This is a genomic window from Undibacterium sp. Di26W, from assembly GCF_049340265.1.
Classification (GTDB): Bacteria; Pseudomonadota; Gammaproteobacteria; order Burkholderiales; family Burkholderiaceae_D; genus Undibacterium.
In genome coordinates this window covers 26,116-49,066 of sequence record NZ_JBMPOR010000028.1, presented here as the reverse complement: position 1 = coordinate 49,066, position 22,951 = coordinate 26,116, and the positions used below count along the sequence as shown (strand labels likewise).

22 protein-coding genes are annotated in these 22,951 nt (G+C 51.3%); 10 read left to right on the top strand and 12 right to left on the bottom strand.

The window, feature by feature from the left end; all coding sequences use genetic code 11:
* The first annotated feature begins 93 nt into the window (after nucleotides 1-93).
* Entirely contained in the window at nucleotides 94-2,202 is a 2,109-nt protein-coding gene (locus tag ACO0LM_RS25065; protein ID WP_423041048.1) for a hypothetical protein, read from the top strand.
* A gap of 8 nt (nucleotides 2,203-2,210) precedes the next feature.
* Nucleotides 2,211-3,668: a M48 family metallopeptidase gene (locus ACO0LM_RS25060; protein WP_423041046.1), complete on the top strand. Its 1,458-nt coding sequence runs from the start codon at nucleotides 2,211-2,213 to the stop codon at nucleotides 3,666-3,668.
* Between the two features lie 54 nt (nucleotides 3,669-3,722).
* On the opposite strand, the gene ACO0LM_RS25055 is transcribed toward ACO0LM_RS25060, so the two are convergent.
* The 4 genes from ACO0LM_RS25055 to ACO0LM_RS25040 form a co-directional block, all read right to left on the bottom strand.
* A complete protein-coding gene (locus ACO0LM_RS25055; protein ID WP_423041044.1) occupies nucleotides 3,723-4,382 on the bottom strand; it encodes an amino acid ABC transporter permease in 660 nt (219 codons plus the stop codon).
* Between the two features lie 130 nt (nucleotides 4,383-4,512).
* On the bottom strand, nucleotides 4,513-5,319 hold the full coding sequence (locus ACO0LM_RS25050) for a cystine ABC transporter substrate-binding protein (RefSeq protein WP_423041115.1): 807 nt from the start codon (nucleotides 5,317-5,319) through the stop codon (nucleotides 4,513-4,515).
* A gap of 225 nt (nucleotides 5,320-5,544) precedes the next feature.
* Entirely contained in the window at nucleotides 5,545-5,859 is a 315-nt protein-coding gene (locus tag ACO0LM_RS25045) for a hypothetical protein (protein WP_423041042.1), read from the bottom strand.
* 358 nt (nucleotides 5,860-6,217) lie between these two features.
* The gene (locus ACO0LM_RS25040) at nucleotides 6,218-7,900 is read right to left on the bottom strand and encodes a peptide chain release factor 3 (RefSeq protein WP_423041040.1); all 1,683 of its coding nucleotides are present in this window, start codon (nucleotides 7,898-7,900) and stop codon (nucleotides 6,218-6,220) included.
* A gap of 221 nt (nucleotides 7,901-8,121) precedes the next feature.
* Between ACO0LM_RS25040 and ACO0LM_RS25035 the strand changes: the two genes are divergently transcribed.
* From ACO0LM_RS25035 to ACO0LM_RS25005, 7 genes are all read left to right on the top strand, one after another.
* Nucleotides 8,122-8,832, top strand: a complete 711-nt coding sequence (locus ACO0LM_RS25035) for a hypothetical protein (RefSeq protein ID WP_423041038.1) — start codon at nucleotides 8,122-8,124, stop codon at nucleotides 8,830-8,832.
* Between the two features lie 100 nt (nucleotides 8,833-8,932).
* Nucleotides 8,933-9,688, top strand: a complete 756-nt coding sequence (locus ACO0LM_RS25030; protein WP_423041036.1) for a hypothetical protein — start codon at nucleotides 8,933-8,935, stop codon at nucleotides 9,686-9,688.
* Between the two features lie 96 nt (nucleotides 9,689-9,784).
* Nucleotides 9,785-10,798 carry a S1/P1 nuclease gene (locus ACO0LM_RS25025; RefSeq protein WP_423041034.1) on the top strand — a complete coding sequence of 338 codons (1,014 nt, stop codon included), beginning with the start codon at nucleotides 9,785-9,787 and terminating at the stop codon, nucleotides 10,796-10,798.
* A gap of 65 nt (nucleotides 10,799-10,863) precedes the next feature.
* Nucleotides 10,864-12,720, top strand: coding sequence for a signal peptide peptidase SppA (sppA, locus tag ACO0LM_RS25020; RefSeq protein WP_423041032.1), 1,857 nt, complete (start codon nucleotides 10,864-10,866; stop codon nucleotides 12,718-12,720).
* Nucleotides 12,721-12,939: 219 nt separating this feature from the next.
* Nucleotides 12,940-14,766, top strand: a complete 1,827-nt coding sequence (locus ACO0LM_RS25015) for a CIA30 family protein (protein WP_423041030.1) — start codon at nucleotides 12,940-12,942, stop codon at nucleotides 14,764-14,766.
* 202 nt (nucleotides 14,767-14,968) lie between these two features.
* Nucleotides 14,969-16,099, top strand: coding sequence for a sensor histidine kinase (locus ACO0LM_RS25010; RefSeq protein ID WP_423041028.1), 1,131 nt, complete (start codon nucleotides 14,969-14,971; stop codon nucleotides 16,097-16,099).
* Nucleotides 16,096-16,701 (top strand): response regulator transcription factor, encoded by a 606-nt coding sequence (locus ACO0LM_RS25005; protein WP_423041026.1) that lies wholly within the window; start codon nucleotides 16,096-16,098, stop codon nucleotides 16,699-16,701. The genes ACO0LM_RS25010 and ACO0LM_RS25005 overlap by 4 nt, the downstream gene beginning before the upstream one ends.
* Nucleotides 16,702-16,806: 105 nt before the next feature.
* On the opposite strand, the gene ACO0LM_RS25000 is transcribed toward ACO0LM_RS25005, so the two are convergent.
* Both ACO0LM_RS25000 and ACO0LM_RS24995 read right to left on the bottom strand, forming a co-directional pair.
* Nucleotides 16,807-17,664: an SDR family oxidoreductase gene (locus ACO0LM_RS25000; protein ID WP_423041024.1), complete on the bottom strand. Its 858-nt coding sequence runs from the start codon at nucleotides 17,662-17,664 to the stop codon at nucleotides 16,807-16,809.
* 64 nt (nucleotides 17,665-17,728) lie between these two features.
* Complete coding sequence (locus ACO0LM_RS24995) at nucleotides 17,729-18,256, bottom strand: nuclear transport factor 2 family protein (protein ID WP_423041022.1); 528 nt, start codon at nucleotides 18,254-18,256, stop codon at nucleotides 17,729-17,731.
* A gap of 86 nt (nucleotides 18,257-18,342) precedes the next feature.
* On the opposite strand from ACO0LM_RS24995, the gene ACO0LM_RS24990 reads away from it, so the two are divergent.
* A complete protein-coding gene (locus ACO0LM_RS24990) occupies nucleotides 18,343-18,747 on the top strand; it encodes a winged helix-turn-helix transcriptional regulator (protein ID WP_423041020.1) in 405 nt (134 codons plus the stop codon).
* Between the two features lie 126 nt (nucleotides 18,748-18,873).
* Here the strand turns inward: ACO0LM_RS24990 and ACO0LM_RS24985 are convergent, their stop codons facing one another.
* The 6 genes from ACO0LM_RS24985 to ACO0LM_RS24960 form a co-directional block, all read right to left on the bottom strand.
* Nucleotides 18,874-19,431 (bottom strand): GNAT family N-acetyltransferase, encoded by a 558-nt coding sequence (locus ACO0LM_RS24985; protein ID WP_423041018.1) that lies wholly within the window; start codon nucleotides 19,429-19,431, stop codon nucleotides 18,874-18,876.
* A 106-nt stretch (nucleotides 19,432-19,537) separates the two neighbouring features.
* Nucleotides 19,538-19,804, bottom strand: a complete 267-nt coding sequence (locus ACO0LM_RS24980) for a hypothetical protein (RefSeq protein ID WP_423041016.1) — start codon at nucleotides 19,802-19,804, stop codon at nucleotides 19,538-19,540.
* Between the two features lie 279 nt (nucleotides 19,805-20,083).
* On the bottom strand, nucleotides 20,084-20,683 hold the full coding sequence (locus ACO0LM_RS24975; RefSeq protein WP_423041014.1) for a hypothetical protein: 600 nt from the start codon (nucleotides 20,681-20,683) through the stop codon (nucleotides 20,084-20,086).
* 117 nt (nucleotides 20,684-20,800) lie between these two features.
* Nucleotides 20,801-21,142 (bottom strand): hypothetical protein, encoded by a 342-nt coding sequence (locus ACO0LM_RS24970; RefSeq protein WP_423041012.1) that lies wholly within the window; start codon nucleotides 21,140-21,142, stop codon nucleotides 20,801-20,803.
* Nucleotides 21,143-21,212: 70 nt separating this feature from the next.
* Entirely contained in the window at nucleotides 21,213-21,647 is a 435-nt protein-coding gene (gene arr / locus ACO0LM_RS24965) for an NAD(+)--rifampin ADP-ribosyltransferase (protein WP_423041010.1), read from the bottom strand.
* Between the two features lie 36 nt (nucleotides 21,648-21,683).
* Nucleotides 21,684-22,784 (bottom strand): DUF6765 family protein, encoded by a 1,101-nt coding sequence (locus ACO0LM_RS24960; protein WP_423041008.1) that lies wholly within the window; start codon nucleotides 22,782-22,784, stop codon nucleotides 21,684-21,686.
* Nucleotides 22,785-22,951 lie beyond the last annotated feature (167 nt).

The window sequence follows — 22,951 nt, the reverse complement described above, 5'->3', positions numbered from 1 at the left end:
CAATAGACAATAGCAAGAGCACGTCCACCATATCGACCACGGCGACCACGGCGACTCAAGCTATTTTTTTAGTTATTTAATCAATTAACCCGTATGTCCATATCTGATCCAGCCAATTTATTTCAGCGTGTGCCAGAGTTGCGCACCTTCAGCGATGATCCGAAAATCAGCCGGGCCATAGAATCTGGTGACCCATTCAAGGTCTATCGTTCTTTAGTGCTGGCTCGCCTGTTCCGCCGCCTGCCACAGCACAAGAATCTGCTCAAGGAATTGACCAACGAACGCCGCCTGTTTGCCAAGCCATTGAAAGGCACGCCATCACTGGGGACGATCAACTCAGTCGGCTTCAGTTTTGTTGGTGAATCAGAGCGGGACACCGATGGTAGCCATATTGCCTTGCACGCTTTCGTCATCTTGTTTGGAATACCACTCGTCCCTATGGGTTCATATGTGGTGCTCAGCACAGGCGACAGGCAATGGCAAATCTATGCCCGCGCACCTTTGGGCATCATGGGCTGGCTATATACACGCGGCCTGGCACTGGCTTTGGTCATCATGGTCTTGTCGGGCGCAGCACATAGTTATCATGAAGCCAGCAACCAGGATTTGACGATACTCAATGGCTTTGATGTACCGGTAAAAGTAAAGATTGGTGATCAGACGCTGACGGTGGCAGCAATGGACCGTGCCACTTTGACTTTGCCAGTAGGTCATTTACTGGGTGAAGCCAGCGCCGACAAGGCTGGCGTCATAGATACGTATGACCAGTCTCTGGAAAGTAACGACCGCCATAACGTATGGAATATCGCAGGTGCTGCACCACTGGTAGCAAATACCATCATCTACCGTAAAGTAAAACCCGCCACTCCTGATCAGGGAGGGAGTCAGATTGTGTATTGCGGTAAGCGGCTGCTGGAGTTTTCCGACATCCAATACCTGTTCACAGAACCGCCGCAAACCTTAAGCATGAGCAAGCACCAGGACACACTCAGCGTGAAGCAATTGACCGTCATCACACAGGCAGGTACGCCAGGCGTGATGTCTTGCCTGAACTATGCATTCTCACATGGTCAGGAAAAAGACATGCTGCCTGCACTGGAAGCCAATGCTGCTCTCAAGGGTTGGGAATCACGCTCCACTGAAATTGCCCTGTATGTCGCGAACAGTATCTCCCATGCAGAAGCATTGCGCCTGAACCGTAAAATCTTGAAGCTACACCCGGAAGACGTCATGCTGGAGCGTAGCATTCAGGATTTGCGTGATGACATCGGTGAATATGAAACTATGCTGAAGGAATATGCACAACGTGCCAGCCAGCATGCTGACTCTTCATCTGAACAATATTTGTATGCTTCCTTACTCAGCGGTATCGAAGGTTTACAGGCCATGCAGGATTTGGCACAAAAATTCCCGAAAGATGCCAATATCTTGCGCAGCCTGATCTGGCGGAAGTATATCCATGGTGACAGCCGTGGCGCTGCGCAGGATTTGCTACAACTGCATACGCTCTCGCCAGAAAATGCCAGCCGCTTATTTGATACAGAGATCAGGCTATTGCTGGCACAACAACGGGCGGGCGAAGCACTTACATTGCTGGATGCCGCAGTCAATAACAGCAAGGGCACGGAAAGAGCTGCACGTGCGCTGGAATTCAGTGAAGTTGCCCGGCAAATAGGTAGTAGCGATCCTGACAAATATTTGCGCAGCATGCCTGAAGATGACGATAATAAACTGCTGGACATTTACCGCGCAAAAGCCGGCCTGTCGCCGAATAATGTAGCAAATCGTGAGCTTCCTGCGGTTAAACTTTCACAAAGCCTGCGCAGCTCACCACAGCAGACACTGGATTTGATGAAGCGTTTCAGCACGATACAGGTACGCGCGCATCTGGGCACAGATCAACTGGCACTGCTATACGGCGAGGCCAGCCGTATTAACGACCAAGCCACAAAAGATAAACTGCAAGCGTTGATGCCGATGCACAAAGCAGATTTGTCGGTTTTTGAGCAATTTGTACGGGGTGAAAAGGTCAATCTGAATGAGGTGGACTTTGAAACCGATGTGCTGGCTGCAGCCTATTTTATCCGTTCACGCAATCCGCAACTGTCGTCACAAGAACGGCAAAATCTAAGGCAGTTGGCGGCAAAAACAGATGTGCTGCAAGGTATAGTCAGCACGGCAATCAAGCAATGGCAAAGCTGAGCTTAATTATGAAAACTGATCATCAACGCAAACCACAACAGACTAATTTGACCCGCCGCGCTGGCTTGGTCGTTGCCCTATGGCTGGGTTTCTGGATACTCGCTCTTGGCCTGGTTATTGGTCTGGCCTGGGTACCGCTTACCCAGATCAATCACCGTTCCTCGCTACAGTTTTCTGGTATCGTCGCAGGTATCGCCGCCTTGACGCTGGCCTATTCCCTGCGTCCACGCAGCAAAGAAAAAAAGAGCAACACGACCGTCAAGCCTTTGTCACGCCAGACCGCCGCCCCACTGTATGCTTTGGTAGAACGCATCGCCAGGGAACTCAAGGTGGATGCACCCGTCCATATCCATTTGATCGGTGTCGCATCTGCCTTTATCAGTGGCAAAAAGAACTGGCGCGGTAAAATAAAAGAGCTTGAAGTCGGCTTGGGTCTGCCTTTGCTGGGCACGCTGTCAGAAGCGGAACTGGGCTCGGTCATCGCCCACGAATTTGGTCACTTTGTCGCTGGCGATTTGTCGCTGGGGCCCTGGGTATACCGTACCCGCACTGCGATTGCCTATACCGTCACCGATCTCGATGATTCCATGTTTTTCCTGGATGTGTTTTTCCGTTACTACGGTAAATGGTTTTTGAAATTATCTGCCGCTGTATCGCGCGGGCAGGAATTTGCCGCTGATGCATTGGCTGCAAAAAAATTTGGCCCAGCAGCCACCCGTAGCGCGCTGGAGAAAGTCCATTTGATCTCACCGATGTGGTCCAGCTATCTCGACTATGAGCTTGGTCCTGCATTAAATCGTGGTGCCCGCATGCCTATCTTTGAAGGTTTTCGTCGCTTTTGCAAACCAGGGGTGAAGCGGGCCGATATTCAAGCTGCGATTAACTATGCCGAATCGCATGCCACCTCAGAATTTGATACCCATCCCAGCCTGGAAGAAAGAGTGGCCGCTATCGTTCCTGGTGCGAGACCCAGTTTTCCCCCGCTGTCACAATGCCTGCATTTACTGGGTGGGGAAGAAGAAACAGAGAATGCCTGGTATGCCCTGTTTGAAAAAGAAAAATTGCAGCAGTGCGATTGGGACCGCTATGCCACAGAAGTCTTGCAGCAACAGAATATGCAAAGATTCGCCGGTAGCTGGATGGACCCGCAAACCCTGCCCTTGAATGAACTGGTGAAAATGGCGACTGATCCGAATGGCTTATGGGAAAGGCTCAGGCCAGAAGGCATCAGCTTTTTGTCACCAATGGGCAAGCGTTTTTATGTACTGGAAATCATGGAATCCTGGATCACTGCCTGCCTGACCCATTATGGTTATAAAGCCAGCCTGATACCTGGCCAGACATTGACCATGACACGCTCTGACACCTGGGTCATTCCATCCGAATTGCTGCAGGCAGCATTGCAATCCAAACTGACGGTCGCTTATCTGATTGGATTGCAGACAGAGACTGCAACGCCAGATTAGTCGGCTGGCTTAGCTCGCTAACTAAGTTAGTTAACTTAGCTGGCTCACTTGCTATCAAACCTGATGGGCTTTTTGCAGGCGTTTTTCCAGCCGTCTTTGTACTACTTCAAAACACAGGCTGAGCGCCCAGTACACGCAGGCTGCGGCAATATACAGGGGCAAGGGGCGAAAACTGGTGGCGATGACTTCCTTGGTGGCCAGCATCAATTCGGTCACGGTGATGACCGATACCAGCGAGGTATCCTTGATCAGGCTGATCAGGGTATTGCTCATGGATGGCACGGCAGTACGCATGGCTTGTGGCACCACGACGTAGCGCAGGGTCTGCCCATAGTTCAAACCAAGGCTGAAACTGGCTGACCACTGGCCACGGCTGACACCCAGGATCGCACCACGTATACTCTCTGACAGATAGGCACCGGCGTTCAGGCTGAGCGCCAGGATACCGGCTGCGGTGGCTGAGAATTCTATGCCTATGCCAGGTAATCCATAGTAGATGACAAAAATCTGCACCAGCAGCGGCGTACCGCGTATCAGGCTGACATAAATGGCTGCCGGGGTGCTGATCACGGCAAACGGCAATATACGTGCAACTGCCAGCAAAAATCCCAGTATCAGGCCACCAACCATGGCACCTGTCGCAAATAACAAGGTATAGGCAACCCCCTTCATCATGACCGGGGATGCCATCTGCAGCAATTCTAAAAGTTCCATGGCGGTTTCAAAAAGAAATATCCCCGCCTGTCTGGACGGGGATAGTGATATGAAGTGAGGGCACCCACTTAATCATACAGCGTATCCGGCAAACATTGCTCTTTGCAAGCAATGTCTGCCCAATTACGACTTATTGCGCCGAAGGTGCCTTGCTGACATCCTTGCCGAACCATTTATTGGATACCTTGGCGAAACTGCCATCCTTGATGATGTCAGCCAGCGCAGTATTCAGGGCTGCGGCAAATTTTGGGTTGCCCTTCTGGAACGGAATACCGTTCTTGGCCAATTCACCAACAGGTGCGCCCGCCTTGATCGGCAAGGCACTCGCTTTCAACAGATAGGCCACCATCAGGCTGTCATTGAGTGCCGCATCGACACGGCCTGCGGCCAGGTCTTGCAGATATTCTGGCGCACCCGGATAGCTTTTCACTTCGATACCAGCAACAGCTTTGGCACGTTCTTCATAATTGCTGCCCTGTCCCACACCCAGCTTTTTGCCTTTCAGGTCTTCCAGGCTTTTGAAAACACGCTTGTCATCTTTCTTGACGATGAGCTGGGCACTGGAAACGGTGTAAGGATCAGAGAAATCAAAAGTTTCCTGGCGTTTGGCGGTGATACCAACCTGGTTGACGATGACATCAAATTTACCGGCTGACAGGCCGGCCAGGATGCCGCTCCATTCAGAAGTCACGAATTCTGGCTTGACACCCAGTTTGGCTGCCAGCAACTTGGCGACATCGACATCGAAACCAGCCAGTTCGTTGGTTTTGGTGTCTTTGAAATTGAATGGAGGATAGGTGCCTTCCAGCGCAATTTTGAGCGTACCACGGGCCTTGACGGTATCGAGCAAATCGGCTGCGGTGGCAGACAGGGACGCACCAGCCAGAACGACGCCGGCCAGCAAAGTGGAGATTGTTTTTTTGGTGGAGAGTTTCATCATATTCCTGAAAAAAGCAGGCAACCGTGGGTGACGACGAATGCCAGTAAATCGTGACAGGCCAGACAAAAATTATCCGGCGACCTGCGTATGATATGGAGACTGGACTTTCAAGGACAACGAAGTATTTCTTATTTGCATATATCAGGCTTGCGCATATGCATACAAGTTAAATAGACAGGATGCACGCTGCTGACCTTACAGTGGGGTCAGCAGCGGCAGGTTTCAGAAGGAAGGCAGATCGTTCAGGCTGTGGCCGGGCAAATCATCACTCGCCGAGCTCAGGCCACGCACGCCATCTTCATACAGGATGCCGACGACTTTAGGGCCGAGGATAATGCCATTGCCATTGCTAAACTTGGGAATGACTTCATCGCCATTGGCGATCGTATCCAGCACTGCCTCGACGTCGGCTTCTTGCGGATCATCTACCATGGCGGGCGGCATGACCTGGCCACCCTTGCTCTTGCCCCAACGCACTTTGGCAATACGCTGCCCACTATCGTCATAACGGACGGCTTCAATAAAAAATAATGCCATGATCACGCTCCTCATCAAAGTTGCAACAGAAAATCGGGAAGGGAATGGAATTGCCTGGAAGTATCGTGCGTGCAGCCATACTGTTTCACCAACAGGGTCAAGCTCCACTTTGCGCTTGCAGTATGACAGCCATATGTCATTGCATGGCGCAAAAAATGCAGCCTAAATCACCATGTTAGCAAATTAAAATCTGCATTCAAGTCAATTTTGTAAGCGCCAATGACAAAGCGGCTGACAGGCACTTTTTGCCCTGTCAGCCGCTTGTTGACTCGTTTTGCCTGCGCTTGCTTGTACTTGTGCTTGTTTGATTGCTGTTGCTTGTACTTTAGCCGTACCTTACTCGTACTTGTCAGTCGGCTTAACCCAGCTTGGCCGCATGCTCACGGGTCGCATGGAAAGTTACGCCAGGCCAACGTTCTTGCGTCAGCTTCAGGTTGACACCCGATGTCGCCAGGTAAGCCATGTTGCCCGCAGCATCGTAAGCGATGTTGCCACCGGCGCTGGAGCGTTCAAAGTCGGCCAGCATTTTCTTGTCTTCGCAACTGATCCAGCGGGCGCTGCTGATGCTGGTGCCTTCAAACACGGCATCCACGCCATATTCATTTTTAAGGCGGCTGGCGACCACTTCAAACTGCAAGACACCGACCGCACCCAGCACCAGATCACTGCTGACGACAGGTTTGAATACCTGTACCGCACCTTCTTCACCCAATTGCTGCAAGCCCTTTTGCAATTGCTTAATTTTCAGTGGATTCAAAATACGTGCCGTACGGAAAAAGTCTGGCGCAAAGTAAGGGATGCCGGTGAATTGCAGCAGTTCGCCTTCAGAAAAACTGTCGCCTATCTGCATATTGCCATGATTGGGCAAACCAATGATGTCGCCGGCGTAAGCTTCTTCCACCTGTTCACGCGAAGACGCCATGAAGGTGACGACGGACGACACCTTGATCTCGCGGTTTAGTCGCAAATGCTTGAGTTTCATGCCACGTTCAAAACGGCCGGAACAGACGCGCAAGAAAGCAATGCGGTCACGGTGGGCCGGGTCCATATTCGCCTGGATTTTGAAAATGAAGCCAGAGAACGGTGTTTCTTTTGGCTCCACTGAACGGATAGTCGCATCGCGTTCACGCGGTGCCGGTGCCCAGTCCAGCAAGGCATTCAGGATTTCACGCACGCCGAAGTTGTTGATGGCAGAACCGAAAAATACCGGTGTCTGCACGCCAGCCAAAAAGTCTTCCAGGCTGAAAGGGTGGGAGGCACCATGGACCAGCTCGACTTCCATCTTCAATTGCTCGATTTCCAGCGGGAACATCTCTACCAGGCGCGGATTATTGATGCCCTTGATGACTTCGAATTCCTGGTCCGCACGTTCACTACCTGGGGTGAACAGCAAGATCTCATCTTTCAGGATGTGGTACACACCGCGGAAAGTCTTGCCCATGCCGATAGGCCAGGTCACCGGTGCACACTGTATCTTCAATACCGATTCCAGCTCATCCAGCAATTCCAGCGGGTCGCGGGTTTCGCGGTCCATCTTGTTGACGAAGGTGATGATGGGCGTATTGCGCATGCGGCAAACGTTCAGCAATTTAATGGTCTGTTCTTCCACACCCTTGGCAGCATCGATCACCATCAGGGCCGAATCAACTGCCGTCAATACGCGATAGGTATCTTCAGAAAAGTCCTGGTGACCCGGGGTGTCGAGCAGGTTGACCACGTGGTCGCGGTATTCAAACTGCATGACCGATGAAGCAACCGAGATGCCGCGCTGCTTTTCTATCTCCATCCAGTCGGAAGTCGCATGACGACCGCTCTTGCGTGCCTTGACCGTACCGGCCAGTTGAATTGCGCCCGAAAACATCAGCAGCTTTTCAGTCAGCGTGGTTTTACCCGCATCCGGATGGGAAATAATACCGAAGGTACGGCGACGTGCCACTTCACGGCTGATCAAGTCTTTCGATGGCGCACTGGCCGTCGATTCTGAGACTGTCTCAGGGATCTCGTTGGCGGCTTGCGCGCTGTCGTCTGGGGATGGGTTCATGGTGTTCATGCTGATGCCGCAAAAATGGAAGAAAAACACGCAAGTTTAGCTGGTATTGGGAGCGAAGTCGAATACCCGACCGGCGATGAGAAACAAGTGGACATAAGTAGGTAAGGAAATAAGCAATGAAATAGGCAATAAGCAAGCAATAAAGATTGCCAATCAGGCCACAAGAATGCTATAAGAGCAACAGTTACTACTCATTCAATTGTGCGGCCGACATGAAAACTTTCCATCTGTTCGTCTTCAGCATCCTTACCGCCATCTTGCCAGTCTGTGCCCAGGCTGATGAAGATATCCTGTGGAAAAAATTTTTCAACCAGATAGAACTCAGCAAAACCTGGGTAGCAGCCACGGTAGACTCCAGCTATACCGAAGAAGAAAAGAACTGGCTCAGCCCCAGTCAGTTTGCCAAGCGGGCCAAGCTGGGCAAATGGGTCAATGGAGAACCGCTACGTCGTATCGAAAGCCTGCCCGGTGCAACGCCAAGCAGCAAGACACACGTTTCCAGCCCCATCGCCAATCACCCCAATCTGGTGCTGAGTGGCATCACTTCCCGCCAAAGAGAAGTAGATCAAATAATCGACGGTGACACCTGGGCCGTGTATTCCCTCAAACTGGGCTCGAAAAAACGCCCACAAACAGCCAAAGTCTGGCTGCAACCAGACAGTGGCAAGCCCCTGAAAATGGAATTAAGCTTTTCAGCCAGCATGGAAGGGACCGTGCTGTATCAAAGCAATGAGGCTGGCGTCAGCCTGCCCATACGTTTTGTGCTGGAACACGAAAAACTGGGTATGCCGAAACATTGGCTGATCGTCTTTGAAAACCTGGACTGGATACCCAGGCCAGCCACCGAGCTGACCGGCCTGAATAACTTATATCATTTACAACTGGACAGTTTTCAGGTTCAAAGTTCAGGACGTAACAAATAAATTTCTTTATTTAATTCCCTTTTGCATAGATTGCTTGCAGTTTTCCATGGCAATGCCATGATAAGCGCTGGGTTGCCATGTCATTACCACCAGCCATCTCATGAAAAAAATTGCCCTGACTGCCATCTTTGCCAGCACTTTTCTCGCTGCCCTGCCTGCGCGGGCGGGGTCGGGGTATTACCTGGTCAGCCTGTATGAAAATGAAGGTGAAAAGACCATAGACTTCAAATCCTGGTCTTCGTTTGCTGATAACCGGGCAACAACGACCGTGCCTGAGCTTGGTGTCAGTTACATGCCCAACAAGACCTGGTACACGGAAGTGATTGCCAACTGGGCAAAACACGGTGCCAGTGCCTGGGAGACCAGCGCCTGGACCTGGCAAAACGACTTCCTGCTCACCCACGGTCAGTATCCGCTCGATCTGGCACTACATACCAACCTGAATAAAAATACCGACAGCAGCAGTGGTGTGGATTTTGAATTCGGCCCTGCCATGCAGACCGATTTTGACAGGCTGCAAGTCAATGCCAATGTGTTTTTCGAACGCACTTACCGCAGTAGCCAGGTCAGCAGCACGCAAATGAAATACCAGTGGCAGGGTAAATATCGCTGGCGCCCTGCCCTGGAATTTGGTGTGCTGGGTTTTGGCGAACTGGGTAGCTGGAGCAACTGGTCAGCCGGTGCCAAGCAATCGCACCGCATCGGGCCGGTCATTTCAGGCAGTTTTCGGCCCGGTGATGGCGGCAACGACAGCAGCAACAAAGCGGCAGTGCGCTACGATGTGTCCTATGTCAGCGGCAAAATCAACGCCCGCCATGCCAGCGTGTTCAGCATGCGCCTGCAATACGCTTTCTGATCTGTACACAAAGTTGCAGTTTGCTATATCCTCGTCATCTTTGTGTATTACCATTGATGCTTTCGCATCCCCTTCTTAACGCTATCTGATATTCCTATGAAAAAGATACTGATTTCAGCCCTGATGCTGGCCATGGCCGGCTTGCCACAATTGAGTTTCGCCTGGGGTGCCGATGGCCACCAGACCGTGGGAGCGATTGCCGATTCCCTGCTGGCAGGCAGCAAGGCCGGCGCGCAGGTCAAAGCACTATTGGGTGACAACACACTGGAAAAAGTGGCGGTCTGGGGTGATTGCGTCAAAGGTATTTCCCCTGAAAAAGACTATGCCTACACGTCCACTGGCCGTTATCCAGAATGCGCGCCGTTTGAAACAGCTGCCGGCATTGCTGCCATGAGCGATTACGTCAAACGCAATGACACCAATTGCAACCCGGCCAGCGGTGAAGAAAACTGCCACAAACAATATCATTATGCTGACGTGGCCTTGCAACATGACCAATACAAAACCGGCTATGTCGGCACCAGCGATCATGACGTGGTGAATGCCATCCGTGCGGCCGTCCTGGTCTTGCAAGACAAACCTCAGCCCAAGCCCTTCAATTTCAAGGACAAGCAAGAAGCCCTGACCCTGCTCACGCATTATGTCGGTGACCTGCACCAGCCGCTGCATGTCGGCTCCATCTTCCTGAATGCCGAAGGCAAGATCATCAACCCGGATGAAGGCCAGTATGACCGTGGCACCAATACCGTCGGCGGCAATGCCCTGCAATGTCCTTGCGGCAATCTGCATTCGCTGTGGGATGACCTGCCGCAGCAATACAAGCGTGGCCGCATGAATGAAACACTGACCAAAAAAGCCAAAACCCTGACATTGGCCAATGCATCCATTGAAGAGCTACCAGTGCTGTGGGCCAATGATGCCATCCGCGACGCCAGAATTTTGTTTGCTGGTACCCAATTCAGCAAAAGCACACCGAACCAAAAAGGCAATAACTGGTCTATTGCTTTGCCACTTGAATATGAAAAAACCATGGCCAGCCTGAAAGATGATGCCCTGGCCCGTGCTGGTGCCCACCTGGCCCAGTTGTTGAAAACCGTCTGGCCTGAATAAGAACCACGGCAATAACGCAATAACGTTTAGTTAGAATCACCTGAGTAAAATAGGACAAACTCACTATGGCTTTCACCCCATTAACCTGGATAGGAAAAGGTTTCAAGTATGCCTGGTCGGCGCTGGATTTCAGCCGCCGGGTCATACTCAACCTGATCCTGCTGATCATCCTGATCATGCTCGTCATCGGCCTGTTTGGCGGTGGACCTAAAAAAATCGAGGACAAGACCGCATTGTTGCTTGACCTGAAAGGCACGCTGGTTGAACAGAATTCTGGCAATGCGCGCGACACCCTGCTGGCAGAAGCCCGTGGCGATGTCCGCAGGACCACGCAATTGCGTGACATCCTGTGGGTGCTGGACCAGGCTGCCAAAGATCCGCAAATCAGCAGTGTAGTCCTGCTGCTCGATGATATGAACGGTACTGGCCTGACCATGCTGCGCGAAGTCGCTGCTGCGATTGACCGCTTCAAGGCCAGCGGCAAAACCGTGGTGGCCTGGGGCTCAAGTTTTGACCAGCGCCAGTATTACCTGGCAGCGCATGCCAATGAAGTCTACCTGCACCCTATGGGATCGGTGATGATGACGGGCTTTGGACGTTACCAGAATTATTACCGCGATGCGCTGGACAAACTGGGTGTCACCGTCACTGTCTTGAAAGCCGGTGATTACAAGAGCTTTGGCGAGCCCTATGTCGCCAACGCACCTTCGCCAGAAGCGGCAGAGGCTGAAAGCTTTTTGTACACCGCCCTGTGGAAGACCTATACCACTGATGTGGAAAAAGCCCGCAAGCTGCCAGACGGCACCATCATGCGCGGCATCAATGACCTGACCCAGTTGCTGGCGGCAGCCGGTGGTGACATCGCCAAACTGGCGCTCAACACCAAACTGGTCGATGGTTTGAAAACCCGTGATGAATTGCGCGAGCTGATGCTCAAGCGCGGCATCAAAGATGAACAGAGCAAGAGCTTCCGTCAAGTGGCGTTCGATGATTATCTGTCGCGCCAGAAACCCAAAGTGTTTGGCAACGCGGTAGGCGTCATCATTGCCTCTGGCGAAATCAGCGAAGGCATGGCACCACCGGGTTCCATCGGTGGCCTGTCCACTTCCGGCCTGATCCGCAAGGCACGTGAAGATGACGCCATCAAGGCCATCGTCCTGCGCGTTGATTCGCCTGGCGGCAGCGCTTTCGGTTCAGAACTGATACGCCGTGAACTGGAACTGACACGCAAGGCTGGCAAACCGGTCGTGGTATCCATGGGCAACGTCGCTGCATCCGGCGGTTACTGGATATCCATGGCGGCAGATGAAGTGATTGCTGACGAAGCCACCATCACCGGCTCCATTGGTGTCATTGCCATCCTGCCTACTGCCGACAAGGCCATGGACAAACTGGGCGTACACACTGCCGGGTCCCCTACCACCTGGCTGGCTGACCCATTCAATCCTTTGCGGCCTTTGAATCCACGTTTTGCTGAAGTCCTGCAAAGCAGCATCAACCATACCTATGCCGACTTTACCGGCAAGGCCGCTGCGGCACGCAAGACTACGCCAGAGAAAATCAATGCCGTTGCCCAGGGCCGTGTCTGGACAGGCCTGCAAGCCAAGGAACGTGGCCTGGTCGATACCATAGGCAGCTTCTCGGATGCGTTGAAATCGGCATCGACCCGCGCCAAACTGGGCAATGACTATCGCATCAGCTATATCGAACGCGAGCCCTCCAAGTTTGACCGCATCTTCAGCATCTTTGGTGCCAAGACCGCCCAGGTATTGCAAGACCAGTTCAAAGTAGCCATCGCACCCACCGGCCTGCCACCGGCAGCAGCGGCACAAATGCTGTCTGACCTGACCTGGCTTTCAGAAATCAACAAAGAAGGCAAAAGCTTTACTGCACTGACACATTGTCTATGCAAGGTGCCATAAGCCACATAAGTCACATAAGTCAAAGAAGTCAATCCTGACCGGGCTGGCAGCACCTTTTGCTGCCAGCCTGCCTGCCTTTATCTCCGTCTTTATCCCCGCCTCCATCTGCTGTCTGCACCAGGCATATGACAAATGTCATAGAAAATTGGTGGCAATTGCTTCTGTCTTATCCCTCCTTACATCAGCACAATGGTGACATCCCACACTATGGAGTCGACCATGAACAAAACATTGTTAAGCCTTGCCATCGCATGCAGCCTGACTGCTGCTGGCCAGCCATCCAGCTTTGCAGCCGATAGTTTCCTGATACGCCAGGTAAGGGTTTTTGACGGCGAGAAAATCCTCAAGGACAAAAATGTCCTGATTGCCGACGGCAAGATCAAGGACGTTGATTTCAAAGGCACACCATCGACAGCTACGCACATCATTGAAGGCCAGGGCCGCACCCTGCTGCCCGGCCTGATAGATGCCCATGTCCATGCCTTCCAGGATCTGGACCTGCCCTTGCTGTTTGGTGTCACTACCCAGATTGACATGTTCAACAATGTGAAACTGGTCGCCAGCATGAACGAAAAAATGCGCAAAGGTGAAAACCATGATCAGGCTGATCTGATCTCTGCCGGTACGCTGGCCACTGCGCCAGGCGGCCACGGCACGGAATATGGCATGGCCATCCCCACGCTGACCAAACCGGAAGAAGCCCAGGCCTGGGTCGATGCCCGCATTGCCGAAGGTTCACATTTCATTAAAATCGTGCTGGAACATGGGTATGAAAAACACCCCTTCAACAGCCTGGATGTTGCCACCGTCAAGGCCCTGGTAAAGGCAGCCCATCTGCGCCACAAGCTGGCCGTAGTATATATAGGTAGCCTGAAAGAAGCACAGGACGCACTGGACGCCGGTGCAGATGCCCTGGTCCATCTGTTTGCAGGCAAGCAGATCAGCGACCAGGACATGCGTGCGCTGGTAAAGGCAGCCAAAGACAGGCATGCCTTTATCATCCCCACCTTCAGCGTACTGGAAAGTATTGCCGGCATCAAGGAAGAGGATGTACTCAACGATAGCAGCATGACAGCATTGCTGAACAAGGCGCAATTGCAGCCACTGAACTCGCCTTACCGGGCCAAGGCAGATGCCGACATGCTGAAAGTACCGGCCATGATGACAGCCGCCATGCACGCCGCCGGCATACCGATCCTGGCAGGCACCGACGCCGGCAATGCTGGCACCCAATACGGCGCCAGCCTGCATCATGAACTGGCATCGCTGGTGAAAGCAGGCTTGAGCCCGGCAGCGGCACTGGCATCGGCGACATCCGTCCCGGCACATGCCTTTGGTCTGAAAGATCGCGGACGCATTGCCAAAGGCTACAAAGCCGACCTGTTGCTGGTCAGTGGCGAGCCAGACCAGGACATCAGCGCCAGCCGCAACATTGTCGAGGTGTGGAAAGACGGTGAACGCGCCACCAAACAGCGTGAACAAAAAATCCAGGAAGTGGCACGTCTGAATGCACAAAAGAACCTGATAGTGCAATTGCCTGCGGATGGCCGCATCAGCCTGTTCAGCAAAGACAAACTGGCCAGCCCCTTCGGCTTTGGCTGGGCACCATCGAATGATGCCCCCGTGGGTGGCAAATCCACCATCGATATCAAGCTGGCAGAAGCCGGCCCAGATAGCAGCAATGAGGTGGCAGCGGTCAATGTGGTGGCGACGATCAACCCCGGTTTTGCCTACCCCTGGGCAGGTCTGGCATTCTTCCCGGGCAAACAAGCAATGGAAGCAGCCGACCTGAGCGCAGCCAACACGCTGAAGTTCAAGGTCAGGGGGGATGGCAAGCAATACAGTGTCGGCATCAGCGTACAGGGTAGCTATATCCCTATTTCAGTACGCTTTACTGCATCTGAAGAATGGAAGGAAATCAGTATTCCTTTCAGCCAGTTCAAAGGTCTGGACCCCAGCATCATTACCCTGATGGCCTTCAACGCTGGGCCACAACCGGGTGAATACCGGTTTCAGATTGCGGATGTACGCCTTTTAAAGGAATAATGACGTTTAGAGGCTGTTGCAAAATTAACCTGGCGTTGTTGCGTTGCCCAACTGTAAAACCCGGTACTGAAGTACTGTCTTCGGCAACGACGCCTAGCCGGGGACGCCGAGTTAGCTTAATTTTGCAACAGCCTCTTACAAGAACATCAAGGCTCATTTCGTCAATACATCTGAGCCTTGACAGAAAACCTGGGGAACCCGCTTGAGCACATCCATCTTCCATCATCTGTCCCCACCCTGGGTACCGCCACGTTATGGCAGGGAACCTTATTTCTGGTTGTTGTCATTCGCCATTTTCGGCTTGAAGTATTTTTATATTGCCCCTTCGATCAAGGAAATATTGTTGCTGGTCGCCAGTCTGATATTTTTTTTGGTAGTCTATTTTTACAGTTTCTGGAATAGTGGCTGGCGCACTTATACCTGCATTCTGGTGGTGTGTGCCATGGGAATCATTTGGGCGCCGTTCAATTTTGGCAGTTCCACTTTCTGTATTTTTGCTGCCACCATGTGTTCACGCCTGCCAGATACCCGCAAGGCATATCAGTTTTTATGGGTGATAAGCAGCATTATTGTGACGGCCACTGTCAGTATGCGGCTGGAGAAATTTTTTTGGGTGCCGGCGATCATCTTCAGTATCCCCAGCGGGATTGGTGCCATCATCAGTGAACGACTGACGCTCAGTAATGAAAACCTGCTGCGCAAACAGGAAGAAGTGGAACACCTGGCCGCACTGGCTGAACGCGAACGCATCGCCCGCGATTTGCACGACCTGCTGGGTCATACCCTGTCCGTTATCACCCTGAAGGCAGAACTGGCGGGTAAATTGTTTGATAAGAACCCGGACGCCAGCAAAAAAGAAATCTGTGATATCGAACATACTGCCCGCCAGGCGCTGGCCGAAGTGCGTGCCGCCGTCATCGGCTACCGTGCCACCGGCCTGCTGCACGAATTGCAATCAGCCAAAAATGCCCTCAGCGCAGCGGCCGTTGAACTGGAAACTGAGCTGGAAACCGAGATAGAAAAAATGTCTCTGCCAGCCACCATGGAAAACGTCATGGCACTGGCCGTGCGCGAAGCCGTGACCAATATCATCCGCCATGCCCAGGCCAGCATCTGCAAGATCAGTCTTGCTACCCACAACGGACAGGTAGAATTGCGTATCGCCGATGATGGCGTCGCAAAAAATGGTATCGATGGCAAACAAGCCTTGCACAAAGGCAGCGGCCTGACCGGCATGAGTGAACGCGTGCAGGCCCTTGGTGGCACGCTGGATATCCGTATTGAACAGGGGCTGACCCTGCATCTGTCATTGCCTTTGAAAGAATCAACATGATACGTATCATCATTGCAGAAGACCAGGCACTGGTCTCTGGTGCACTGGCCGCCCTGCTGGGCCTGGAAGATGACCTGGAAGTCATCGCCCTGGCAAAAAATGGGCAGGAAGCCTATGCCCTGTGTGAAAAAGAACGCCCCGACATCATCCTCACCGACATAGAAATGCCCATCATGTCTGGCCTGGAACTGGCGGCAGCCATTGCAGAAAAAAAATGGCCCTGTAAAGTCATCGTGCTGACCACTTTTGCCCGTACCGGTTACTTGCGTCGCGCCATGGCCAGCGGCGTGCGCGGCTATATGCTGAAAGATGCCCCTGCCGACACGCTGGCAGCCGCCATCCGCACCGTGCACGGCGGTGGCCGCGCCATCGCCCCAGAACTGGCGCTGGAAAGCTGGGGCGGTGAACAAGATCCGCTCAGCGAGCGCGAACGCCAGGTCTTGCGGCTGGCGGGTACCGGCTCCACCAGCACTGACATCGCCAGCATCATGCACCTGTCCGAAGGAACCGTGCGCAATTACCTGTCAGAAGCCATCAGCAAACTGCATGCCAAAAACCGCGTAGAAGCATATCGCCTGGCACGGGATCAGGGTTGGCTATAAGTGTCTGGACATGATGACCGTCTACCGTTGTCAACCCCCGGTGTCAACCAGGATCAAGCGCAGCAATAGTATTGCTTGCTAATTTTTGCCAAATCCGCACTGACATCAGATTGATGACAGATGCGCTTTCAGCACAGCACGCAAGCTCGCCGTTGGCCGTTGGATCAGCTTGCCAAGCTGACCCTCGCCATCATACAAGCCACCCTGTGCAGCACCCGTGTCGGATTGCGCCAGGATATAGGCAAAGCCTTCCGGCAAGCCGAATGAGACCAGCATATCCTTGTATTCAGTTTCAGCAAAATTCACATAAGCGACAGGCTTGCCCGACAGGTCCGCCAAGCTTGCAGCCAGTTCACCGAGAGTGAATGCCTGGTCACCTGCCAGTTCATAAATCTTGCCAGCCAGGTCGCCACCGGTCAGCACCGCTGCGGCTGCGGCAGCGTAATCTGCTCGGGAAGCCGCCGATATTTTTCCTTCGCCAGCCGCACCAAATACCTTGCCGGTTTCCAGCGCGGTACCTACCGCAGAAAAATAGTTTTCTATATACCAGGAATTACGCAAGAAAGCGAAAGGCAGACCGCTATCGCGTATCAGTTTTTCGGTTTCAACATGTTCCTTGGCCAGCACCAGCGGTGATGTATCTGCATGCAAAATACTGGTGTAGGCAAGCAATGTGACGCCCGCATTTTTTGCAGCCTGGATCACATTCTTGTGCTGCTCCAGCCTTTGCCCGACTTCGCTGGACGATACCAGCAAGAGTTTTTTCACGCCCTGCAACGCGCTTGCCAGTGTCTCTGGCTTGCTATAGTCACCCTGACGAAGCTGCACGCCGCTGGCGCGTAAATCGTCTGCCTTGCTCACATCTCTTACGATGGCGACCACCTGATTGGCCGGGACGGTGCCCAACAAAGCCTGAATTACCAGACGACCTAACTGCCCACTTGCACCTGTTACTGCGATCATAAAATTCCTTCTGAAAGTTTAATACATCCCATTCCTGTCAGCGAAATGAGTTCCAATTGATTGTTTAATTCTTTAAAGCAGAATCCCAATGCTCATCTGCCTTGCCATCCACAATCCGCCAGGTATCAAACCAGGTGGTGGTGTACAGCAGCTGGTTGGTGGTCTTGTCCCGAACCGGCAAGGGATACATGACAGTCACCAGATCGCCTTCGGCAATCACGGCAACGATGGGTTTCGTCATCTTTTCTGGAATAGGCTTGGCCTGGACCTTTCTTACTTCGACAAAATACTTGACTACACCATCCAGGCCAGACGCCGCATTCGGGTTATGCTGTATATAGCGCTTGGACAAGTACTTGTCTGCCTGTTCCCAATGCCCAGCTTCCAGCAAGTCTTTGACGATGTGATAGGCCACCTGCTTGTTTGCATGCAGCCTGGGATCGCTACTGCTGAACAGCGCATCAGCATGATCAACTGCGATAACTGGCTCTTGCGCGTAGCTATTAGGCGACAAAGCAATAGACAATACGGACAGGGTGAGCGTAGCACCCAGCACCAGGCTTTTCTTGAAGCGATACGTCTGTTTTTTCATGGCAAATTCTCTCCTTGTTTCGACATGGTTACCGATAAGGTCTATAATAGAGACTATGTCTAAATATTGTAAGGAGGAAGTTTTTCATGCCAAGGTTACCTGAAGTGAACCGCCCCAAAGGCGTGGGCTTAGCGTCTGATTTTGATCCTGCCATGTGCCCGGTCAGGAATGTGCTCGACCATATCAGCACCAAATGGACACCGCTGATCCTGCTGACCCTGCAATCAGGCGCACTGCGTTTCAGTCAATTGCATAAACAAGTCCCTGACATTTCCAAACGCATGCTGACCCAGTCCTTGCGCGACCTGGAAAGAGACGGCCTGTTGAGCCGCAAAGTATTCCCCACCAAACCACCCAGCGTCGAATATGAATTAACCGAACTGGGCATCTCGGTCATGGTACCCATGGGCGCACTGGTGCATTGGGCGGAGAAGAATTTTGAGAAGATGAAGACGGCTAGGCTGTCTTTTGATAGCGGAGTACAGCAGTAAAGATTACCAGGCGTCTGTATATTCATCGATATCGTCGCACCGCGCCCGCGCTATGACCAGCTTTGGGCAACGTTATTGATTTCGCCGACAGCGCCAGATCAGGCTGCATCAATGCTCATAGCCGAATCATGCACGCTTCACCCAATCACTGCGCAACAAACCATATATGGTCGAATCAGACACGTTTCCTTCGACAATCCAGCGCTCACGTAACAAGCCTTCCCGGATAAAACCCAGTCTTTCCAGTGTTTTGGCTGATCCCAGATTATGCGGCACGATGTCAGCCTCAACACGGTTGAGATTCATTTCATCGAAACCATAATTCAACAAGGCGACCAATGCTTCATGCATATAGCCCTGCCCCCAGACAGCGACGTCCATTTCATACCCAATTTCAGCACGACGGCACCCGGCATCCAGATGAAACAGAATACAACTGCCAAGAAAGAGATTGTCAGTTTTACGTATCAGTCCTAGTCGCGCAAAATCACCTTTGAGCATGGCCGCCTTATCGCGCTCGACCATCGCCGTGGCCTGTACCAACTCGGTCCAGGGTGCGGACGGCATGTAGCGCATGACATCCGGGTTTGAACGTATGCGCAGAATTGCATCAGCATCATCCAGACACAAGGGCCGCAAATGCAGGCGTGGGGTATCGATAGTGACTTGTTCGAAAGATGGCATAATGGATTCTGCGCTATGAATGGTGAGTACAATCAAAAAAACAAAGCTGGGGTCAAAGAAATAAATATGCCGGAATGGCACCAACGTCATTCTTAAAACAACAGTTTTACTTCGTCCTTACCGTGTCTTCAAGTACAACGGTTTTATTACTGAAAATAAAAATAACGCCTCCGCCAAAGCCGTTCCATCCATGACGACTAAACAAAAATTCATATGAATTTTTTTTGACGTAAATGGTCACATCATAATTTTCAATTTTTCGATATTTGGCCTCTTCTATTAAGGAATCGGTCTTTAGAAGTTTGCTCATTTCCACAAAGGCTAAGTGACTCGCCTTCAACAACTTTGCAGAAATTTTAATATCTGCAGCCACAGGTTCCTTGTGGTCAATTTCGATTTCATTCTGCGAAGCGAAAGCTCTACTTGAAAAAGCTGATTGCAGTATCAGAACACAAAAAAATATTCGAACTATCTGCACGACTTGATTACTCCATTATTAATTGCAGGCAGAGCAAACATAAGAGAAAAATAGTAGTTGAATTTCACGTTGCATGCCTCGTTTTAGCGCAGATGTGACTGGATAGCTACTGGAATTAAAAATTAAAAAATAATACTAATGACCGATCTCTATCCGACGGCCATATTACAAAATTTATTGAATAGAACACCGTCCATCCATATACATTTTCCAACACAATTTCCCGTTTATACCGATTAAAAAAATTCTTATTACGCCCAGAGGTTCGTCTTCTACTTTGGCCCACAAAAAATTATTGAATTGAAAAAGCTTTCCTTTTCTTTTAATCAGACGATATGAGCTATCCCCCTTCAATGTCGTTTCCTTTACTGAAAAACTGCCGTCTTTCATAAAGGTGTATGTTGCTTCATAGTCTCCATCTCCTACAGTAATATGTTGCGGAGCCGCCCATGTTTTAGTCAGCGAAAAACGACTTCTTAAAATTACGTTATCAGATTTCAACCACCCGGCTTTTTCCGGGCTTGCAACATACATCCAATCGCCTTCCTGTTTTTGAATTGAGACTACTTCCCCCATTTCAACGCTATTTGTAGGTTCGACTGGCCGGTCCCTTGGATTTTCAAGAAGAAATACTGTTCTTTGAACTACACCGTCAATTAATTTATGTTTCCTGTCAGTCTCAGTGTGGTTAATTTCATTCTGCGACGCATGAGTGCTACTTGAAAGCCCTGATTGCAGTATCAGAGCACAAAAAAATATTCGAACCAGGGTCATGCGTCAATTCCTTCAGGATTCTTTACTGGTAGAGCAAACCTTTGCTGCTGCCGTAATAAAATAGTCCGGATACAGGGTGTTATAACGAATGAATCGCTGATATCCTCTTCCGCTTGTTCAGTGTCTGACCAATACCAGACCGTGTAAATATGCAGCGCAATATTTTGTTCTAGCAACGCCAGTATTTTTTTTCCAGACATCGCTGGATAAAAATGCCTTGTCGTACATTTCCGCGTCACAACAGGACTCCAACAAAGTTTCCATAAGGGTGAAGCGTTCGTCATCGTTCAACTCACCACTTTCATAAGCGGCTAGAAATTCGTCGATTCTCTTGGCGTCTGCAACTTCATATTCCCAGTCCTGCATGTCCCGGGTGTTGCGCAGATTAAACCTGAGCGCCAGTGCATCAATGGCGGCTCTGGTTGGGCAACGCCAGCAGTGTTCAAGATTAATCCACATGTATGTCTCTGCTTTGGAGTAAGGTATAAACAACAAGGCGCTCTTGCAAGCGCACTAAAAGAAGGCACCACTAATCATCAATCGCCTCAACCCCAAGCGCCTTGAGTCGCTCAATATTGTCCTTCATGGCTTGCAGCAATTCGGGAGGATGGCCCTGCCAATCTTTCACTTCGCCCACAACACGCAGCGGCTCGCGGGAACGGTATGATTTGGTTGGATTACCCGGGAATTTTTTGTCCGTCAGGTTTGGGTCGTCCATGATGGCGCCGGTAGGTTCTACGATGTAGATTCTGCCCGGGCCGTCGCCGAGTGCCAGTTCTGCGCCCCAAGTGGCGGCATCCAGAGTAGCGGTCAGGTAGATATAGCTCGCTTTTTTGCGCTTGCCGTAATTAGAGGCGTAGCCAGGCTCGATGAGGTCGCCCGGTTTCAGGTCAGCCCGTGTGCCATGGTAGAGCTGCTGCAAGCTCAGATCGTCGGAGGTCGTCGCTGGTTGGTTCTCTGTCATTTCTCTCTCTCTTTTTTGAACAGGTGACAGATTTAATTATGCCGCACAAATCCCGTATTTCGGCAAAAGCTCTTGCACCACAAACAGCCTGTGCATTTGTAGCGCGTCATGGAATTTTTTCCAGTCGCTGTTCAGGAAATTGGGATGGTATTTGAAATTTTCATTTCCGGTATCTTCAGTTGCTGTAGTGCCCAAGGCTGCATGCTTCCATGAATTCAAGCCTTTGGGCACGTAGTTCAAATCATTTTTCCCAAAACTGAAGTGCGCTTTCCTGATCGCTTTTAACCATGTCGCATGTCTTATATCGCCATCTTCGTTGACTGTTTCCCGGATCAGTTTATCTATCTTGTCCTTGTCGTCCGCTGTCAGCCCCGCAGTGCTCAATGAGGGATCGCCTGCCTTGAAACTTTTCATGGCGATGCACATGTGGTCGGCAGCGGCCAGAAAATCTTTAGGGTTATCCCGGCTCACAACTTCTCCTGCGCCGTTTGTATAAGTCCAGCTCAGGTAAGGCCGGTCTGGATAACTCAAGACTGCGCCATGCCCCAAAGGTAAGGTACCTGCGACCAATTCGCCTTTTGCATGATCAAACAAATCGGAAAAATAATTCTTGATGCTATCTCCCATGCTGGCAGAGGTAAGGCCTGTATGCTTGCTACATAATTGTGAAGCCCGATTGATTTCATCTTCAACACCGACAAAGCCTTGATGGGCCCAGGTATCGGCATAGACATGCATGGTAATTCCCAGGCGGTGCAGCGCATTTCTGTCATCTTTTCGTCGAATGCATTCTGCAACCATGTCACGCGCTACATAACTATTCGGCTTACAGATAATTCTTTGTATGAACCCCAGATCATTACCCTGGCCTGCCGGCAGCCCATTATTCCCTGGTAGGAAATGAAATGGTATCCACGCATGATGATTGGCCAGGTCATTAAAATTCTTGTAGTCCAGCATCTTGTGTGCAGATGCTATGCGGGAATACAGGGCACCGGTATCAAACTCTATATAGCCATCATTTGTTGCGTCATCCACATACTGCGCGCTATAGGCAATGATGTGTGCCTCGTCATGAGGAAAACCGGCCAGGCGCGCAACGACGTAAGTGACTGCATGATGGAAATCAATTTGCATGATGGCCTCACATAGGATGCTTCAGAAATCAGAAGATATTGTTGCAGCTTTAAGCCCAGGCCAACTTCGACTCTGCGGCTGCTGGATCGCGCTGCTTAATATTGAATTTTCGCGGGCAATTCATTGTGTTTCACTTTTATCATAAAGGCAATATTAATTTGCAACAA

Coding starts and splice junctions, on each gene's coding strand:
- ACO0LM_RS25060 (WP_423041046.1), top strand. CDS start 2,211: ATGAAAACTGATCATCAACGCAAACCACAACAGACTAATTTGACCCGC.
- ACO0LM_RS24970 (WP_423041012.1), bottom strand. CDS start 21,142: ATGTGGATTAATCTTGAACACTGCTGGCGTTGCCCAACCAGAGCCGCC.
- ACO0LM_RS24960 (WP_423041008.1), bottom strand. CDS start 22,784: ATGCAAATTGATTTCCATCATGCAGTCACTTACGTCGTTGCGCGCCTG.
- ACO0LM_RS24985 (WP_423041018.1), bottom strand. CDS start 19,431: ATGCCATCTTTCGAACAAGTCACTATCGATACCCCACGCCTGCATTTG.
- ACO0LM_RS25055 (WP_423041044.1), bottom strand. CDS start 4,382: ATGGAACTTTTAGAATTGCTGCAGATGGCATCCCCGGTCATGATGAAG.
- arr (WP_423041010.1), bottom strand. CDS start 21,647: ATGACAGAGAACCAACCAGCGACGACCTCCGACGATCTGAGCTTGCAG.
- ACO0LM_RS24975 (WP_423041014.1), bottom strand. CDS start 20,683: ATGACCCTGGTTCGAATATTTTTTTGTGCTCTGATACTGCAATCAGGG.
- ACO0LM_RS25030 (WP_423041036.1), top strand. CDS start 8,933: ATGAAAAAAATTGCCCTGACTGCCATCTTTGCCAGCACTTTTCTCGCT.
- ACO0LM_RS25015 (WP_423041030.1), top strand. CDS start 12,940: ATGAACAAAACATTGTTAAGCCTTGCCATCGCATGCAGCCTGACTGCT.
- ACO0LM_RS25040 (WP_423041040.1), bottom strand. CDS start 7,900: ATGAACCCATCCCCAGACGACAGCGCGCAAGCCGCCAACGAGATCCCT.
- ACO0LM_RS25005 (WP_423041026.1), top strand. CDS start 16,096: ATGATACGTATCATCATTGCAGAAGACCAGGCACTGGTCTCTGGTGCA.
- ACO0LM_RS25035 (WP_423041038.1), top strand. CDS start 8,122: ATGAAAACTTTCCATCTGTTCGTCTTCAGCATCCTTACCGCCATCTTG.
- ACO0LM_RS24995 (WP_423041022.1), bottom strand. CDS start 18,256: ATGAAAAAACAGACGTATCGCTTCAAGAAAAGCCTGGTGCTGGGTGCT.
- ACO0LM_RS25065 (WP_423041048.1), top strand. CDS start 94: ATGTCCATATCTGATCCAGCCAATTTATTTCAGCGTGTGCCAGAGTTG.
- ACO0LM_RS25045 (WP_423041042.1), bottom strand. CDS start 5,859: ATGGCATTATTTTTTATTGAAGCCGTCCGTTATGACGATAGTGGGCAG.
- ACO0LM_RS25000 (WP_423041024.1), bottom strand. CDS start 17,664: ATGATCGCAGTAACAGGTGCAAGTGGGCAGTTAGGTCGTCTGGTAATT.
- ACO0LM_RS25050 (WP_423041115.1), bottom strand. CDS start 5,319: ATGAAACTCTCCACCAAAAAAACAATCTCCACTTTGCTGGCCGGCGTC.
- sppA (WP_423041032.1), top strand. CDS start 10,864: ATGGCTTTCACCCCATTAACCTGGATAGGAAAAGGTTTCAAGTATGCC.
- ACO0LM_RS24990 (WP_423041020.1), top strand. CDS start 18,343: ATGCCAAGGTTACCTGAAGTGAACCGCCCCAAAGGCGTGGGCTTAGCG.
- ACO0LM_RS25025 (WP_423041034.1), top strand. CDS start 9,785: ATGAAAAAGATACTGATTTCAGCCCTGATGCTGGCCATGGCCGGCTTG.